This window comes from Paenibacillus aestuarii (assembly GCF_027789125.1).
Classification (GTDB): Bacteria; Bacillota; Bacilli; order Paenibacillales; family NBRC-103111; genus Paenibacillus_E; species Paenibacillus_E aestuarii.
This window is the reverse complement of record NZ_JAQFVF010000009.1, coordinates 69,309-84,414: the sequence shown is the minus strand read 5'-3', so window position 1 is coordinate 84,414 and position 15,106 is coordinate 69,309. Positions and strand designations below refer to the sequence as shown.

10 protein-coding genes are annotated in these 15,106 nt (G+C 53.5%); all 10 read right to left on the bottom strand.

Going from position 1 to position 15,106, the window contains the following annotated elements:
• Positions 1–19: 19 nt before the first annotated feature.
• Positions 20–907: a carbohydrate ABC transporter permease gene (locus O9139_RS02330; RefSeq protein WP_333742440.1), complete on the bottom strand. Its 888-nt coding sequence runs from the start codon at positions 905–907 to the stop codon at positions 20–22.
• Entirely contained in the window at positions 904–1,770 is an 867-nt protein-coding gene (locus tag O9139_RS02325) for a carbohydrate ABC transporter permease (protein ID WP_270877839.1), read from the bottom strand. The genes O9139_RS02330 and O9139_RS02325 overlap by 4 nt, the downstream gene beginning before the upstream one ends.
• 68 nt (positions 1,771–1,838) lie before the next feature.
• On the bottom strand, positions 1,839–3,197 hold the full coding sequence (locus O9139_RS02320) for an ABC transporter substrate-binding protein (RefSeq protein ID WP_270877838.1): 1,359 nt from the start codon (positions 3,195–3,197) through the stop codon (positions 1,839–1,841).
• Between the two features lie 189 nt (positions 3,198–3,386).
• Complete coding sequence (locus O9139_RS02315) at positions 3,387–4,901, bottom strand: response regulator transcription factor (protein ID WP_270877837.1); 1,515 nt, start codon at positions 4,899–4,901, stop codon at positions 3,387–3,389.
• The gene (locus tag O9139_RS02310; protein WP_270877836.1) at positions 4,898–6,700 is read right to left on the bottom strand and encodes a cache domain-containing sensor histidine kinase; all 1,803 of its coding nucleotides are present in this window, start codon (positions 6,698–6,700) and stop codon (positions 4,898–4,900) included. The genes O9139_RS02315 and O9139_RS02310 overlap by 4 nt, the downstream gene beginning before the upstream one ends.
• Positions 6,701–6,955: 255 nt before the next feature.
• On the bottom strand, positions 6,956–8,113 hold the full coding sequence (locus O9139_RS02305; protein ID WP_270877835.1) for a homogentisate 1,2-dioxygenase: 1,158 nt from the start codon (positions 8,111–8,113) through the stop codon (positions 6,956–6,958).
• A gap of 4 nt (positions 8,114–8,117) precedes the next feature.
• Positions 8,118–9,389, bottom strand: a complete 1,272-nt coding sequence (gene fahA, locus O9139_RS02300; protein WP_270877834.1) for a fumarylacetoacetase — start codon at positions 9,387–9,389, stop codon at positions 8,118–8,120.
• Positions 9,390–9,393: 4 nt separating this feature from the next.
• On the bottom strand, positions 9,394–10,347 hold the full coding sequence (locus O9139_RS02295; RefSeq protein WP_270877833.1) for a hypothetical protein: 954 nt from the start codon (positions 10,345–10,347) through the stop codon (positions 9,394–9,396).
• Between the two features lie 42 nt (positions 10,348–10,389).
• Positions 10,390–11,505: a 4-hydroxyphenylpyruvate dioxygenase gene (gene hppD, locus O9139_RS02290; RefSeq protein ID WP_270877832.1), complete on the bottom strand. Its 1,116-nt coding sequence runs from the start codon at positions 11,503–11,505 to the stop codon at positions 10,390–10,392.
• Between the two features lie 216 nt (positions 11,506–11,721).
• The gene (locus O9139_RS02285; protein ID WP_270877831.1) at positions 11,722–15,105 is read right to left on the bottom strand and encodes a glycosyl hydrolase family 95 catalytic domain-containing protein; all 3,384 of its coding nucleotides are present in this window, start codon (positions 15,103–15,105) and stop codon (positions 11,722–11,724) included.
• Between the last annotated feature and the right edge of the window lies 1 nt (position 15,106).

Sequence of the window (15,106 nt, the reverse complement as noted above, 5' to 3'; positions counted from 1 at the left end):
CTTAAAGGGCGGCCAAGGATTATCCTTTTACCGCACCAGCCGTCATCCCCGCAATAATCCGCTTATTGAAGAATAAAAACATCACCAACGGAGGAATCGAAATCAAGACAACGTCGGCGAAAAGCAAGTTCCAATTCGTCAAATACATGCTCATGAAATTGTACAGCGTCAGCTGCACCGTAGCGTTCTCAGCGCCTGGCAGAAAGTACAGCGGATTAACGAAATCGTTGAAAATATTCACTGATGTAATAATAATGATCGTGGACGTGACCGGTTTCAGCAGCGGAAAAATAATGTGCGTGAACAGCTTAAACCCGCCACAGCCGTCCATAAAGGCACTCTCGTCAATGTCACGCGGAACGGAAGCGGTGAACGCCTTATACAATATGGCGCAAAAAGGAAAGTGCAGGGCGATTTCCACCAGGGTCAGGCCCGCTAATGTTTTGAACAGGTTTAATGAGTTCAGCACCCAAATCGTCGGCACCACGGCCGGCGGAATCATCAAGCCGGCGAGAATGAAGAAGTTCAGCGTAGCCGCCCCCCGCGTCCTTTCGCGCCTCTGCAGGACGAACCCGGCCAAGGAGCTGACAAATATGAGGCCCGCCAGGGACAGAATCGTCAGCAAGGTGCTGTTGTAGAAGGCACGGATCAGCATATGCTCCGAGGCGCTGAGAACGGCGGCATAGTTATCTATAATATGGAAAGCCGTCGGCCAAGCCATCGTCATATCGGCAGCTGCCGCTCCGGATTTGAATGAATTGATGATGACGAAGTAGAACGGAATCCAGAAGATGACGGTGGACAGGACCAGCAGCACCAGCGTCACCAGCACCTTCCCGGTCATTGCGCCAGCGCTGCTTCTGCGCACGGCCGTACTGGCTGCGGAATCGCGCACGATGCTGTTCATAGCTCAACCTCCCGTCTGTTTAAGAACATGTACAGCGGGAAGGCCAGCACGGATATCCCGATGAACAAAATCACGTTGCCCGCCGTCGCCAATCCATAGAAGCCAGCTTGGTATTGCTTATATATGATCGAAGCGATCAAGTCGGTGGAGAAGCCCGGACCACCCCGAGTGGTTGCCCAGATCAAGTCGAAGGTACGCAAGCCTCCGATAAAGGACAAAATAATGACCGAGTTCATGGCAGGCCTGCTGAGCGGAAGTGTAATATGCCAGAAGCTGCGGAACTTGCTGCCGCCGTCAATGCGGAGCGCTTCATAATAATGCTGGGGGATGGACATAATCCCGGCGATATAGATGACCGTCGCGATACCCACACCTTTCCACACATCAATGAAAGCGACCGAGAACAGCGCCAGCTTCGTATTGCCCAGCCAATCCGGCCCTGGAATCCCGATTGCGGAGAGCGCCGTGTTGATGACCCCCTGCGTAGGATGCATCATCGTGCTAAAGGCGATCCCGACAGCGATCGTACTGAGCAGTGTCGGAAAGAACACCATCGAGCGAAAATAATCCTTGAACCAAATTTTCGAAGTCAGCAGCGTCGCCAGCAGCAGGGCCAGAATTACTTTCAGGCCGCAGGTGACGACCGCATAGATCAGTGTGTTCCTGAAACCGATGCGGAGAGATGTTTCTTCGAAGAACATCTGGTAGTTCTCAAAACCGATATAAGTCCACTTGGTCAGTGTCCAGCGCGTCATGCTGAAAAATAACGACATGATGGTCGGCAGCAGGTAGAACGTAAAATAAATGATGCCTGCCGGCAGCAAAAAGAACAGCGAATACATCTTTTTTTGCGATAAGGTCATCCGTTTCCCTCCCCTAAAGCCCAGTCCCGCCGGGATCGGCGGGACCGGAATTCGACATAACTACTTGATTACCAACCCGGCAAGTTCAATTGCTGCGCCTGCTTCTTCACGTCTTTGTCGTAATCGGCTGCGCCGTCTGCTGCCGATTTTTGGCCGGTGCCGACCTCAATCAGGATGCTTTCCAGATTCGGTCCTTTCACCGGAGAGACGAATTCCAGCGCTGGCGCCGTTTTACCTGCATCGAAGTAAGACTGCATATCTTTAATGGCGTCGTAAGCGTCGTCCGGCACATTGATGCCTTTGATCACATAAGGACCATTCGCCTTACTTTTGCTCATATAAGCTTTCATGCCGTCAGGGGAGATCAGAAAGTCCAGGAACTTCTTGGCTGCGTCCACGTTTTTGCTCTTCTTATTGATATACAACGCGCTCGGCATCCATACCGTAAAGCCGTTAATGCTGGCATTGTCGCTTGGAATCGGGAAAACGCCGATATCTTTAATTTTGTCCGGATAGTTGGCTGCCAACGCGTCGACGGCGCTAGTTAGCATCGGATATTGGACGCCTGTGCCTTCCGCCAGCATTTTCAGCGCATTGTCGTAGGTTGTGGCCAAGAAGTCCTTATTCATGTAACCTTTGGCGAATGTCTCCGCCGTCATCTCAAAACCGCGCAATGCCACCGGTGTTGTCGCGAATTTCGCTTTGTTCCCCGTGTAGTTTTGAACAAAGCTCGCGTCCTGCGCCTGCACGTTGTATTCGTTGCCCAGCACGTAAAGCTGCGAGGTCCACGTTGTTTTGTAGGAACCGATAACGGCCGTCTTGCCGGCTGCCTTGATCTTATCGCTGTTGGCGATAAATTCCGCCCACGTTTTCGGAACGGACAAGCCGAGTTCACTATAAACTCGCTTGTTATACATAATGCCCCCGACGTTCGACGAGCCTCCGGGAACCCCGTACACTTTGCCGTTCGAGCTAACGGTTTGTTTGAATGAATCCAACAGCTTATCCATGTAAGACTCCTTCGTCAGCTCCACGAAGTTCTCTTCTGGATTTAGCGCTTGGAAGAGGGAACCGGAGTTGTAGAACAGGATGTCCGACATCTCGCCGGTTGCCAGCCTTGTTTTCACCAGGTTATCGCCTTCCGTACCGTCTGGCTTAATATCGAACTTAATCTTGATATTCAACTTCTTCTCAGCTTCGGCAGCTACGGCCTGCAGAGCCGGGTAGGCCGTTCCTGTCGTGCCCGTAAGCAATGTGAGCGTTTTCACTTCAGCTGGCTTACTGTCAGCTGTTTGCGCCGGTTTCGTGTCTGTCGTGGCCGGTGTCGTGCCACTTGTCGTCTGGGTCTGGCCTTGGGAGCATCCCGCTGTTACTGCAGTCAGTAAAGCGGCGCAAGAAAGCATTGCAAGGAACTTGTTCTGATTCATCCTTTTATTTCCTCCCTTTTCGAACTTCTCCGAGCTCCGGTGCCTTGGAAACCCGTATGTGATTACGCTTTCACCGAGCTATAGTCTCATTGTAAGAACTTTGCTCCGCTTCGCCTACATACGGATTGAACTGAATCAGGGGGGCAATTTTTCCTTTTTGCTGCTTATTGCTGCTTTGTGCTTCGTTAGCTAAGGCTCCATCCTTTTCTTCGCGTACATCATCGGCGTTTCGCCCACTTGCTTTTTAAACAACAAACTGAAATGCTTCGGGTCCTCGTAACCCACCAAACGACTCACCTCTTGCAGACGTTCAACGCCGCCTTGAAGCAGCTCCTTCGCCTTGCGAATGCGATACTCCGTCACGTACTCGGAGAAGGTCAATCCCGTCTGCGCCTTAAACATCCGCGACAAGTAGCCAAGGCTGACGTGGTGCTCTGCCGCAAATTGCTGCAGGGAGATCGCACGCTGATAGTGATGATGAATCTGATTGACCAGGACGGCAATCAATTCCTTCGGGGTCGTTTCACTTACCTGCTCTTCCCCGTAGAGCGCGATGATCTTATCATGCAGGCAAATCAACAGCTCGTCATAGCTCGAAATATGCTGCAGCGTACTCGGATCCTCGTAAAGCCCGTGAACGCCGTTCACGCCAGTGCGTATACCATACTTGTTGAAGCGGAGCGAGAACAGCATATCGCCCATGAACAGCTCAAGCTGCCGCTTCGTGATTTCCTTGTGCCGCAGCTCCTTGAGCAAGCCTTGCAGCACGCCCTTGCCTTTGGCCAGCTCGCCTTTCCGATAATGCGTCTCGAGCACCCTGACCCGCTCCCAGACAGCGGTAAGATCGGCATCCGATCTCTTCTCCTCAGCCATAACCAGACTTGGCATCCCGAACAAGCGATTGTCTTTAAGCTGCTGGCTGAACGGGCTAAACACCTCAAACAGCGAGCGGCCGGCAGGCTTCTTCGCCACGCCGATATGGACATGATGCCCCGACAGCTTCAGCTGATCGAGCAAGGCGGCAGCTGACTTGTGAATGTCCGCTTGCGCCTGGCATGTTTGCTGATCCATGGCGATCAGCACCCGCTGGCGGCAATCGAGCTCCACGCCGACCACTTCAGCGGCCGCCCCGCCTGCCAGCGAAGCGATGAGCTGTTCTAGGCTGGTTTCCGTTTCTTTCCAGCTGCTGCGGAAATCGCCCTCATCCAGCCGGATCAGCACGATTTGGCAGGCTTCCGTATAGAAGCGGTCCAGCTGCGGGTGCTGAATGCGGTCCGGGGTCAGCAGCATTTTCGCCAGCGCGCCCTGCAGCCATTGTGCCGAATGCTTGCGAGCCTGCTGAAGCTGTTCCAGCATGTGGTCCACCGCTTTATACAGCACATCCTTCTTGACCGGCTTCACCAAAAAATCGGCCACGCCAAATTTCATCCCCTTGCGCGCGTACTCGAACTGATCATGGACGCTCACAATGATTTTCCGGATGTTCGGATCCATTTGGTTCAGTCGCTCTACCAACGCGAGTCCGTCCATGCCAGGCATATTGATATCGGTCAGCACCAGATGTGGATGAATCGTCGCTGCAGCGAGCATCGCATCCTCTCCGTTCTCAAAAGCATAGACGCAATGCTCCGGCTCATATACTTTGAACAGTTCCACCAGCTCCGCTAAAGCCCAATACTCATCCTCAACCAAAAAAATATTCATGTCCTTCCATCCGCCTCCTCTTGTATAACAAGTCGTAAAGGCAACCTCATCGTGACTATCGTCCCGCCACTGGGCGGACTGCTAATCGTAAGGCCATAGCTTGTGCCGTAATACAGCTGAAGCCGACCATGAATATTCAAGAGGCCGATCCCATCGGCCGCATCGCGCAGGCCTTGCAGCGCATTCGTGGTCTGCAGCGCTTCTTGCAACGCCTGCAAGCTTGACGGCTCGATTCCTGTCCCGTTGTCGGAAACACTTACCAGCAGCATGCCCTCGTGCTCCTGCGCTGCTACGCGAATGCAGCCGCCTGCTTTCATGCCTCTGAGTCCGTGATCTACAGCGTTCTCAATCAACGGCTGAATCGTCAGCTTGAGCAGTTCGGCTTGCCGAAGCGAAGCCGGAATGTCGACATCCAGCGCCAAACGTTGGCCAAACCGATGCTGCTGAATGTTAAAATAATGGCCGATATGCGCCAACTCCCGCTCCAGCGTGACCGGCTGATGCAAATTTTTCATACTGTATTGAAATAAGCTGGCCAGCGACTCGGAAATTTCCGCCACTTCTTCAATCCCCCTAAGCCGGCTGATCGATTTCATAATATTCAAGGTATTATATAAAAAATGAGGATTAATCTGCGCGTGCAGCGCTGCGAGCTGCGCATTTTTTTCCGCCAGCTTGGATTCATAGACTTCATGAATCAATCTGGAGATGCTGTCCAGCATCAGGTTGTACATCCGGCTTAATTTGCCGAGCTCGTTCTTCCCTTTGTAGTCCATGCGTTCGTTGAAATTCCCGAGCTCGACGCTGGACATTTTGGACATTAATTTGCGCAGGGGACCTGTAATCTGATGGGATAAAATATAGGAGACTAACGCGATCAGCAGCATTGTGAGAATGCCTACGACGAGCACGATTTCCTGAATTCGTTTCTGTTTGAGCAGCACGACATCTTTGGGGATCAGCACGACGGTTTTCCAACTGGTGTAGCTGGAAGACTCATAGGAGTAATAATACTTTTTCCCCCTCCATGTGAGCTCGCCCTCCGATTGTCCGGACTGTACATAATGAGCATCAAACGTTTGGAGCGTCGTATCATTCATCCCATTTTTATCGTAAATAATGTGCCCCTGCTCATCCACCAGCAGCATGCTCATGCTGCTATCGAACTCGCTCGCTTTGCGGTTCGACGATTCAAGCGCTTTGAAGGCGTTCAGATTGATCGTGATATTCAGAAATCCGATGACTTGCTGTGACGGAATGCGGTTAATTCGGCGGATAAAGGAAACGATTTGTTTCGCAGGCTCGCCGACGCCTTCCCCTCCGATGGAAGGGCTTAGCACGAATTTTTTATTATTGAGCGATTGGTTGAATTGCGATAGTTCCGAGGCTGTGTAAGGAACGGTGGGCTTAATCTCCACCAGCTTGGTGTAGTAATACATGTAAGCATCAGGGGTGTAGATCGAAACGCTCTGTACGTAAGGTTTGGGATACGAAAAATCAAACAGAATCGGATTCAGCTTATACCCGATAATTTCCTTTTCCAATGACTTCGTTGCCCGCTGATAGTCAAGAAGACCGCTTTGTACAGCAGGGGATATCGAGACAGCGAGTGAAAGCTCCTCAATATTTTGCATATACAGATCGACCATTTCGGAAAATTGCCTGGAAATAATCGAAGATAAAGAGAAGGTTTGATCTTTGACGTCTTTCGTGTTCTTAAAATAAAAAATACCGCAGGTCATTCCGACAATGAATAAAGATACCATGGAGAAATACAGGAACATCTTTGTCTTAAGCATCGGCTTCCCCCAGTCCTTGTCTGGCGGTATTTCCAAGTTATTCGATGTATTTAGCTAGTTATCCTCCCTCACCTGCCTTAAACCTGTACAATCATCGGCAGGGGTGTCCATTTTATTGTAAAGGGGAAATCGCGCCGTTTGCATTGTCATTTGCGCCATGTTTGCAGGGGATTCCGCCAACCTGAACACAAAAAAGCCAACGCCGGAGAATCACGACGTTAGCTTCTTTAACCTTGCCTCCTGCGTGCAGGCGGATTACCCTTGAACCCAGCTGTACGGATACTTCACATCCTCCAACTGAGCGGCACCTTTCACCACGCGCAGCGGGCGGAATGTATCGACCATGACCGCCAGCTCTAAGGTCTCTTTTTTGCCGATGCTGGCTTCAATCTTACCCGGGTGCGGCCCGTGCGGAATCCCTGAAGGATGCAGGGTGATCGAGCCTTCCATAACCCCTTTGCGGCTCATAAAATTGCCGTCTACATAATAAATCACTTCATCGCTGTCCACATTGCTGTGAAAATAAGGCGAAGGAATCGACTGCGGATGGTAATCGAACAGCCTTGGCACGAAGGAGCAGACGACGAAGTTGTGGCCCTCGAATGTCTGATGGATCGGCGGCGGCATATGGATCCGTCCGGTTATCGGTTCAAAATCCCCGATATTGAAAATATAGGGATACAGATAACCGTCCCAACCGACTACATCAAGCGGGTGATGCGGATACAAGTGAGCATGCACATACCCTCGCGCTTTGGTTCGCACCTCATATTCGCCGGCATCTGTATGCGTATCGAGTGACTCCGGCAGCCGCATATCCCTTTCACAGAAGGGGCTATGTTCCAGCAGCTGTCCATGCTCATTGCGATAGCGCTTAGGCGTGCTGATCCAGCTATTTGTTTCGATGTTCAAAAACTTTGAATCTCCCGGCTCCGGTACGATCCGGTAAATCGTGCCAACGGGAATGACGATATAATCTCCAGGACGGTAAACAAGCGTGCCAAACACCGTTTCCACCTTGCCCGTCCCCCGGTGCACGAACAGCAATTCATCACCGTCGGCGTTACGGTAATAGTAATCCATTGACTGCGTCGGATTGGACACTGAGAGCAGCACATCTTCATTCCCCAGCATGTAGCGCCGCCCCAGGACCGCATCCCCTACATCCGAAAACTGTCCTGCCAAAAAATGCCTGCAGGTCAGCGCTCCCTGATCCTCATATTCCAGCTGAAATGGTGCGATTACTTCGGCCCGCATGATGTCTGTCGGGGCGTGATGGTGATAAAGAATCGATTGGATACCCGAAAAGCCTTTCGTCCCCATCACCTGCTCCCGGAACAGCGAACCGTCGGGTTTCCTGAATTGCGTATGTCTTTTTTGCGGAATCTCACCCATACGGTGATAAAATGGCATCGCACTATCCCCCTCCTTGCCCAACAGGCCGCACACGTCCAGTTACTTCGCCGAACCCGATCCGGTAACCGTCTCCTTGGCACCAGCCTGTCATCGTGACACGGTCGCTGTCCTCCAGCCATACCCGCTCCTCACCGCCCGCCAGCTTCAGCGGGTCACTTCCACGCCAAGTAAGCTCCAGCAGGCATCCGCGTGTCCCCTTCTCCGCACCGCTGACCGTTCCGGATGCGAGCAAATCTCCGGGGCGCAGATTACAGCCGCCGATCGTATGATGGGCGATCTGCTGCGCCATCGTCCAGTACAAATAGCGGAAATTACTCTCTGCGATACATTCCGCCTCTTTCATCGATTCCGCCTGCAATTGGACTTCCAAGCGAATATCGAAAGCTCCTTTACCTGACTGCTCCAAATAAGGCAGCGGCTTGGGCTCCTGCGCCGGACCCGCAACGCGGAAAGGCTCCAACGCTTCAAAGGGCACGACCCATGGCGAGATCGAGGTGGCAAAATTTTTGCCGAGGAACGGGCCTAACGGCTGGTATTCCCACGCCTGAATGTCGCGCGCGCTCCAATCGTTCACCAGTACGAGCCCGAATATATATTCTTCGGCATCGTCCACACTTATAGGCGCGCCAAGCGCGTTCCCCGTGCCGATCAGACAGCCTACCTCCAGCTCAAAATCAAGCTGGCGGCAAGGGCCAAAGAGCGGCGCAGCTGCATCAGGCGGTTTCATCTGACCTAGCGGGCGCTGCACATCCGTTCCGCTGATCACGATCGAGCTGGCCCGCCCGTGATAACCGACAGGCAGATGCAGCCAGTTCGGCATCAGCGCTTGTTCCTTCCCCCGAAACAGGCTGCCGACATTCGTGGCATGATCCCTTGAGGCGTAGAAGTCCGTATAATCGCCGATCTCTACAGGCAGCAGCAGCTCGACCTCGGCTTGCTTGTGGAAGGCAGCTTGACGTAGCACGGCATTGTCCCGCAATGCCGGCTCTTCCGCATCCAGCAGCCGCCTAATCGTCTGCCGGAGCTCGCTCCACGCCGGTCGGCGCAAGGCCATTAAGGCGTTCAGCGACGGCTTACTGAACAAGCCTTGACCGGCTGCCTCGGCCGGGTCCAAATAGCCGACTGCGTCCAGCACGGCCAGATCCAGCACCTGATCGCCGATTGCCACGCCGACGCGCGGGTCCCCGCCTGATCGTGGGCGGAATACGCCATAAGGCAGGTTTTGAAGCGGAAAATGGGAATCAGGTTCTACATGAATAAAGGAACGAACCATCCGGTTACCTCCTCTGCGCCAATAATTGAACAGCCCGCATCTCTTCCCTCGGTTCATCGAAGCTGCAGCTGCCAAATGAACATAACGCCTCATCGCGATAAGCAGCAATCTCCGATGAGGTCATCGAGAACTGTTTCCAATGCAAGCCCTCGCTGGAAAACTGGAAGCTGCTCGCCTGCTCATCCGCTAATATCTCCGCTATGCGCTTGAAATCCAGCTGATGCGAGTGCGCCAGCAAGCCAGCCGCAAACACATTGACAAACCCGTGCATGTGCGTCTGAACTTCGGAACGGTACATCCGAACCGGGTGATGCAGGCCGGCGGTAAATTTCAACGGAAGATGGCGATCCCTGCACGCTGCTATGACAAATGCCACCTGCAACGCAGTCGGGAAGTCCTCGGCAGAGAGGCCCCCGGTTCGCAGCTTGAGCCCCAGACTCATCCCTCCCGCCGCCTTGAGGGCGGTAATTTCGTCCAAGCCGGCAAGCATGCGGCTTTCCCAATCTTTGTTTAACCCATATGTCAGTTCACAAAAAGTATGCAGCCCGAGCGGGCCGGTCCCCCTGCCGATGGCCTGCAGCAAAGCAGGCGAGAGCGGGATCGGCGGCAGAGGCAGCTCGAAGCCTTCCACTTGAGCAGCGCCTTGCACCTGTTCCTTGAACCGCTCTAAGGCCTGAAGGCTATCCGCCAGCAGTCGGATGCAGGATTCCTCATCGCTGCTGCGCTGGCCAATCACCGACAAGCGGAGCGGATGATCAGGGGTAAATAAAGGCAGATAAGGGATGACCTCAGGCAATCTTGACACTGGGATGACGAATTTGCCCAGCATCCAGCTGTCCTGATCGTGGCTGTAAGCGTAATAATTGCGAATAGCCGCATCGATCGGCAGCCCAGCCGGCGGGAACATCCCCGCATAATCGATCAGCTTTTCCATGAATAGCCGAACACTCGAGTACATCCGCCTGCCCCCTCTCCTCCGGATCTATCCGGGTTCCAGTTGTTACAGATTGCCCCGGAGCGCCTGTTCGCGCTCAATCGATTCAAACAGCGCTTTGAAGTTGCCTTCGCCGAAGCCACGCGAGCCTTTGCGCTGAATGATTTCAAAAAACAGCGTCGGACGGTCGACGACAGGTTTGGTAAAAATTTGCAGCAAGTAGCCTTCATCATCACGGTCAACGAGAATTTTATTTTGCTGAAGCTTCTGAAGGTCCTCATCAATCTTCCCGACACGGGCGGAAAGCATTTCATAATACGTATCCGGCGTGTCAAGAAACTCGACGCCATGTTCCCGCAGCTTTTGGACCGTTTGCAAAATGTCATTAGTCAATATCGCCACGTGCTGAACCCCAGCGCCATGATAAAACTCAAGAAACTCTTCAATCTGCGATTTGCGCTTGCCTGTAGCCGGTTCGTTCAGCGGGAATTTGATCCGGCCGCCGTTGTGCATCACTTTGGACATAAGCGCCGAATACTCCGTACTAATATCTTTATCATCAAAATGAATCATTTGCGTGAATCCCATCACTTTCTCGTAATAAGCGACCCACGGCTCCATCTCTTCCACATTGCCAACCACATGATCGATCCCGATTAAGCCTGTTTCCTCAAAGGGGATCTTGGCATCCACATGCTTGTAGCCCGGCATGAACACGCCTTTGTAATGGGTCCGGTCGATGAGTGTATGCACCGTATCCCCATAAGTGCCAATGGTCGCCTTAATCAGCGTTCCTTGGGCATCCGTGAGCTTAAGCGGCTCCTGAATCGCGATTGCGCCTCTGGCCACCGCTTCGCTGTAAGCCTTTTCAACATCATCAACCCGAAGTGCAATATCTTTGACGCCTTCGCCGTGCTTCTTCACAAACGTGCTGATCGGATGATCGTCCGCGAGCGAACCGGAGACAACAATGCGGGTTTTCTTCTGCTCCAGCACATAGGACACGCGATCCCGCAAGCCGGTTTCCAGCCCGGCATAGCCGACGATCTTGAAACCAAAAGCTCTGCTCAAAAAGTAACTGGCCTGCTTGGCATTCCCCACATACATCTCGACATAATCAAAATCGTGAATCGGGAAAAAGTCCTGCTGTTGATCCTTTTTGTTCAGCGCTTCCTTTTTCATTATACGCACAACTCCCTTGGGAAATTTATCCTTTTATTCTTAATTCGAGTATAGAGCGATTCCAAAAATCGCGCAAAAACATACGCCAAAGTTGCCCCGTATCGCCGCACATCCGCTTTACTCGGTTAAATGGCGTCTCTCTCTTTTAGCATATGAAAAAACCGGCGCAAAGGTACGAAAGCTACCTTTACGCCGGTCTTGAGGGCGCCCAACCATCTATAAATAAGGATAATTTTTATTTATAATCAGCACATTAATCCGCCACTGCAAGCCCTCGCGTGTCCGAAAACGTATCTGCACATAGCCATCCTTCCTCTGCGCGATAGGCAGCAGCTCGGTTGCGAACTCACCTGCTTGTAGCGGCTGATCCGGCTTCCATGCGCTTTGTCCTGGAATATCAACCTCCGTGTACGACGGCTCATCGCTGTCGCCGGTAACTAGCAGCAGATCGTACCTGCCCTTAGGCAGTTCCACAATCAGCACTGCTTCCTCCGCCCCGCCGACGAAGTCTCTGCGCAATTCGTCCGGTCCCCCGCGATCGGCGGCAAACAGACCATCGCCACGCTCCCAGCCGAGTCCCGTATAGGCAGTAAAAACATTTGTCGTGGTAACCGGACGAAACGCTTGGCCCAAAATACCATCGACATGCACTTGCCTAGGCAGCGCCTTATCATAGTTTTTCGATTGAAGCTGCTCCTGCACGCCAAAGTCCAGTCGATATGCGGCTAATCTAGATTCCCTCGTATTCCCGGCATAATAATCGAATGTGAAATGATCCAGCATTTTATAGTGGTAAGTGTCCCGGTTTTTGCCTAAAAAGACTCGACGACACGTGTGCGCCTCATGGACTCTAGGATAGCTGTGGCTTGTATCCGGTTTCTCTGGCTCTAAGTTCCAACCATCCGGCCAGCTCGAATCGGCTTCCGGATGCGGACAGATCACATATTCCCCGCCCTTAACCGACTCAAACGACAGCACTTGTCCGTCATCCTCATAAAACACCGTCTGCAACACTCCATGAAGTACCTCTCCAGCCGATATGCACCCGATTCCAGCTGTGCCTAGTCCTTTAACCAGCTCCCTGTACGCATCTGCGCTCCTTACCTCAGCCGCCTCTATCGTCCCATCTACGCCTCCGCCTTCAACACTCCGCCTGGACTCATCTGTGCTCTCTGCCTCCGCCATCACTATCGTTCCATGTGTGCCTCCAACCTCAAGCCCAGCCTCATCCTTCCTCCTATCCAAAGCCTCATGCCCGGTCTCTTCCTCAACTCCATCAACCCGCCAAACCGCTACCGCTTCCACCCGATCCGCCGAAAAAGGATGCCGCAACCGCACCGTGCCGCCTGCCATGCTGCGGATTCGGACCCATCGCACCTGGCCGTCCTTCATCTCGGCGCTCACCTCGAAGCCGCCAACGGCCAGCAGCTGGCGGAACGAGCAATCGCGCCATCCTGGATAGACGCGAACCTTTCTCGCCACCTCATGCTCGTACAGCCCTGCCGATCGCTGCAGCTCCGGCTCTCCCGTAGGCACAGCCGGAAAAACTTCGATCACGCCGCTATAGCTTTGCAGCAGCATCTCGTTGACAGCCGCCACGATTTCCCCGGAAGCTTCCATCATGTGCGGGTGATATAACGGCTCGTTGGTGATGTTGCAGTAGTTCATCCACCGCTCCGTTTCCTCAGCAAACAGTCCGTTGCTGCGCAAAGACAAATCGATGCCCTGCTCATACAGCAGCCGCAGCGCCATATCGCCGTCGCCCAGCCGGGAAGCGGCGCAAGAGAGCCAACCGAATTGGAACACGCCATATTCGGTATGGTTCTCGGCATAGCGGAGCGTACGCTCCGCCCGCTGCTTCCACACCGCCTCGCTCCACTTCCCGATTTCCCCTATCGGATAAATTGGCATAAGCAGCGAGGGGTGGCGCAAGTGCAGCCCCGGAGGCGCCCACTCCGAGTCCAGCAGCACTTCGCCATACCGAGGCGAAGCAGCCACACGATATGACGCCAGCTGTGCGGCGATCTCCTGCCACCGCTGGCGGTCCTCATCCGCTTCGCCCAGCAGTTCATTGCTCCTAGCCGCTATGCGCAGCAAGTAGCGGATCGCCGCTAACGAACACGTCGAGTTGCGCGTGAGCGGTCCCTGCTCGGGAGATATGTCAGGGAAGACGTCATACTGCCCTTTTTCCGCATCATAGCGCAAATATCCCTCTACAAAGCGGGCAATCCGCTTGAAGACCGGGTACGCTTTTTCCCGCAAAAATTCATGATCCATACTGTAGCGGTAGTAGTCCCATAGAAACTGCGCGCACCAAGGCCAAATGCTGACATAAAGCGCATGCGGATAATCGGCGGCAACGCCGTCCAAGCCATAATACTGATCCGCCATTCGCTCAGCCTCCTGCACATACGCCAGTAGTCCGTCGTTGAACGCTTCGGCTATCTCCAAGTGATTGGCCGTATAAAGCGGCCAGAAAGCCGCCTGAATGTTGACATCCCAATACCACATGCTGCCCCATTTTGTCGGCTGCCGGATGTCCCACAGACCGTTCAGACCGCACGACTGCTCCGCCATGCGGCCGCCTTTTCCGCTGCTGCAGGCGAGCGCATAAAGGTTGATGTACCATAAATCTTCGAGCATTTTATCGGGGATCGTAACGGACGATCGGGCGAAAAAGCAAGCCCAATGACGCTGATGCTCCGCCTTCATCGCATCCACGCGAGTTACCGCCTGACTCATCCGCTGCAATGCGGCAGACAGCAGCTCCTGGCGCTCCATCTCCATCTCCGTTACCACCGTGGCCATCAGTGTGATCTCTTCGCCGGCCCCATCAAGTTGTATGCGAAGCGCGCCTGCTGAATGTTCAACAAAACCTTGCGCTCCGATAAGCTTTATCATGACGAGGAACGTGAACGGGCCGTATTGCGCTTTATTTTCCCCATCTGGATAGAACGACCCCTCATAGTAAAAAGTTGTCGCATCCAGCTGATGGTACGTTACTGTCGTCTCGGCGTATCTGCGTGCCGGAACGGACAGGGACACAGCTTGCAGCAAGCCAGCTTTTGCTTGCTTGATTTCCATGATGGCATAATCAGCCTCTGTGGCGATGAGCGTACGCACGCTCAGCCTGTCCTCGCCTTTCTCCATCCGCAAGTCGACTGCCCCTTGTTCGATATTCAGGCTAAGCGAGTAATCATCAGGCTCGGTGAGCGCCCCGCCGGGGTGAAGAATAATCTCTCCCGTCGGATAATGCGACGCTCCGCCAGACGGCTTGCCGTACTTGCGGTGCATACTGCTCGTGGACAAAGCATCCCCGTACAAATAAATCGGCGCTTCCGCCGGATTGCGATACAGGTCCTTCGCCCGCTGTTTCAGCTCCTGAAACGACATCCCGTATTGCCGGGTGTAGTCCCGGCCGCCGCCATGCTGATAGGCCTTACTATAGCGATGCAGCTTCTGGTAATACACCTCGTAATGATTGAGCGCCAACGTCAGCTGCTGTTCCTCGAAAAAGACCATGCCGCCAAAATGCCCGTTGCCGATCGGCAGCGCCTCATTCCAGCTGCTCGGCGCATTGTCATATGTCACGGTTCTCATT

What these genes read in the sequence shown, in the direction of transcription:
- O9139_RS02330 (WP_333742440.1), bottom strand. Translation starts at nt 907, where the DNA reads ATGAACAGCATCGTGCGCGATTCCGCAGCCAGTACGGCCGTGCGCAGA.
- O9139_RS02325 (WP_270877839.1), bottom strand. Translation starts at nt 1,770, where the DNA reads ATGACCTTATCGCAAAAAAAGATGTATTCGCTGTTCTTTTTGCTGCCG.
- O9139_RS02320 (WP_270877838.1), bottom strand. Translation starts at nt 3,197, where the DNA reads ATGAATCAGAACAAGTTCCTTGCAATGCTTTCTTGCGCCGCTTTACTG.
- O9139_RS02315 (WP_270877837.1), bottom strand. Translation starts at nt 4,901, where the DNA reads ATGAATATTTTTTTGGTTGAGGATGAGTATTGGGCTTTAGCGGAGCTG.
- O9139_RS02310 (WP_270877836.1), bottom strand. Translation starts at nt 6,700, where the DNA reads ATGCTTAAGACAAAGATGTTCCTGTATTTCTCCATGGTATCTTTATTC.
- O9139_RS02305 (WP_270877835.1), bottom strand. Translation starts at nt 8,113, where the DNA reads ATGCCATTTTATCACCGTATGGGTGAGATTCCGCAAAAAAGACATACG.
- fahA (WP_270877834.1), bottom strand. Translation starts at nt 9,389, where the DNA reads ATGGTTCGTTCCTTTATTCATGTAGAACCTGATTCCCATTTTCCGCTT.
- O9139_RS02295 (WP_270877833.1), bottom strand. Translation starts at nt 10,347, where the DNA reads ATGTACTCGAGTGTTCGGCTATTCATGGAAAAGCTGATCGATTATGCG.
- hppD (WP_270877832.1), bottom strand. Translation starts at nt 11,505, where the DNA reads ATGAAAAAGGAAGCGCTGAACAAAAAGGATCAACAGCAGGACTTTTTC.
- O9139_RS02285 (WP_270877831.1), bottom strand. Translation starts at nt 15,105, where the DNA reads ATGAGAACCGTGACATATGACAATGCGCCGAGCAGCTGGAATGAGGCG.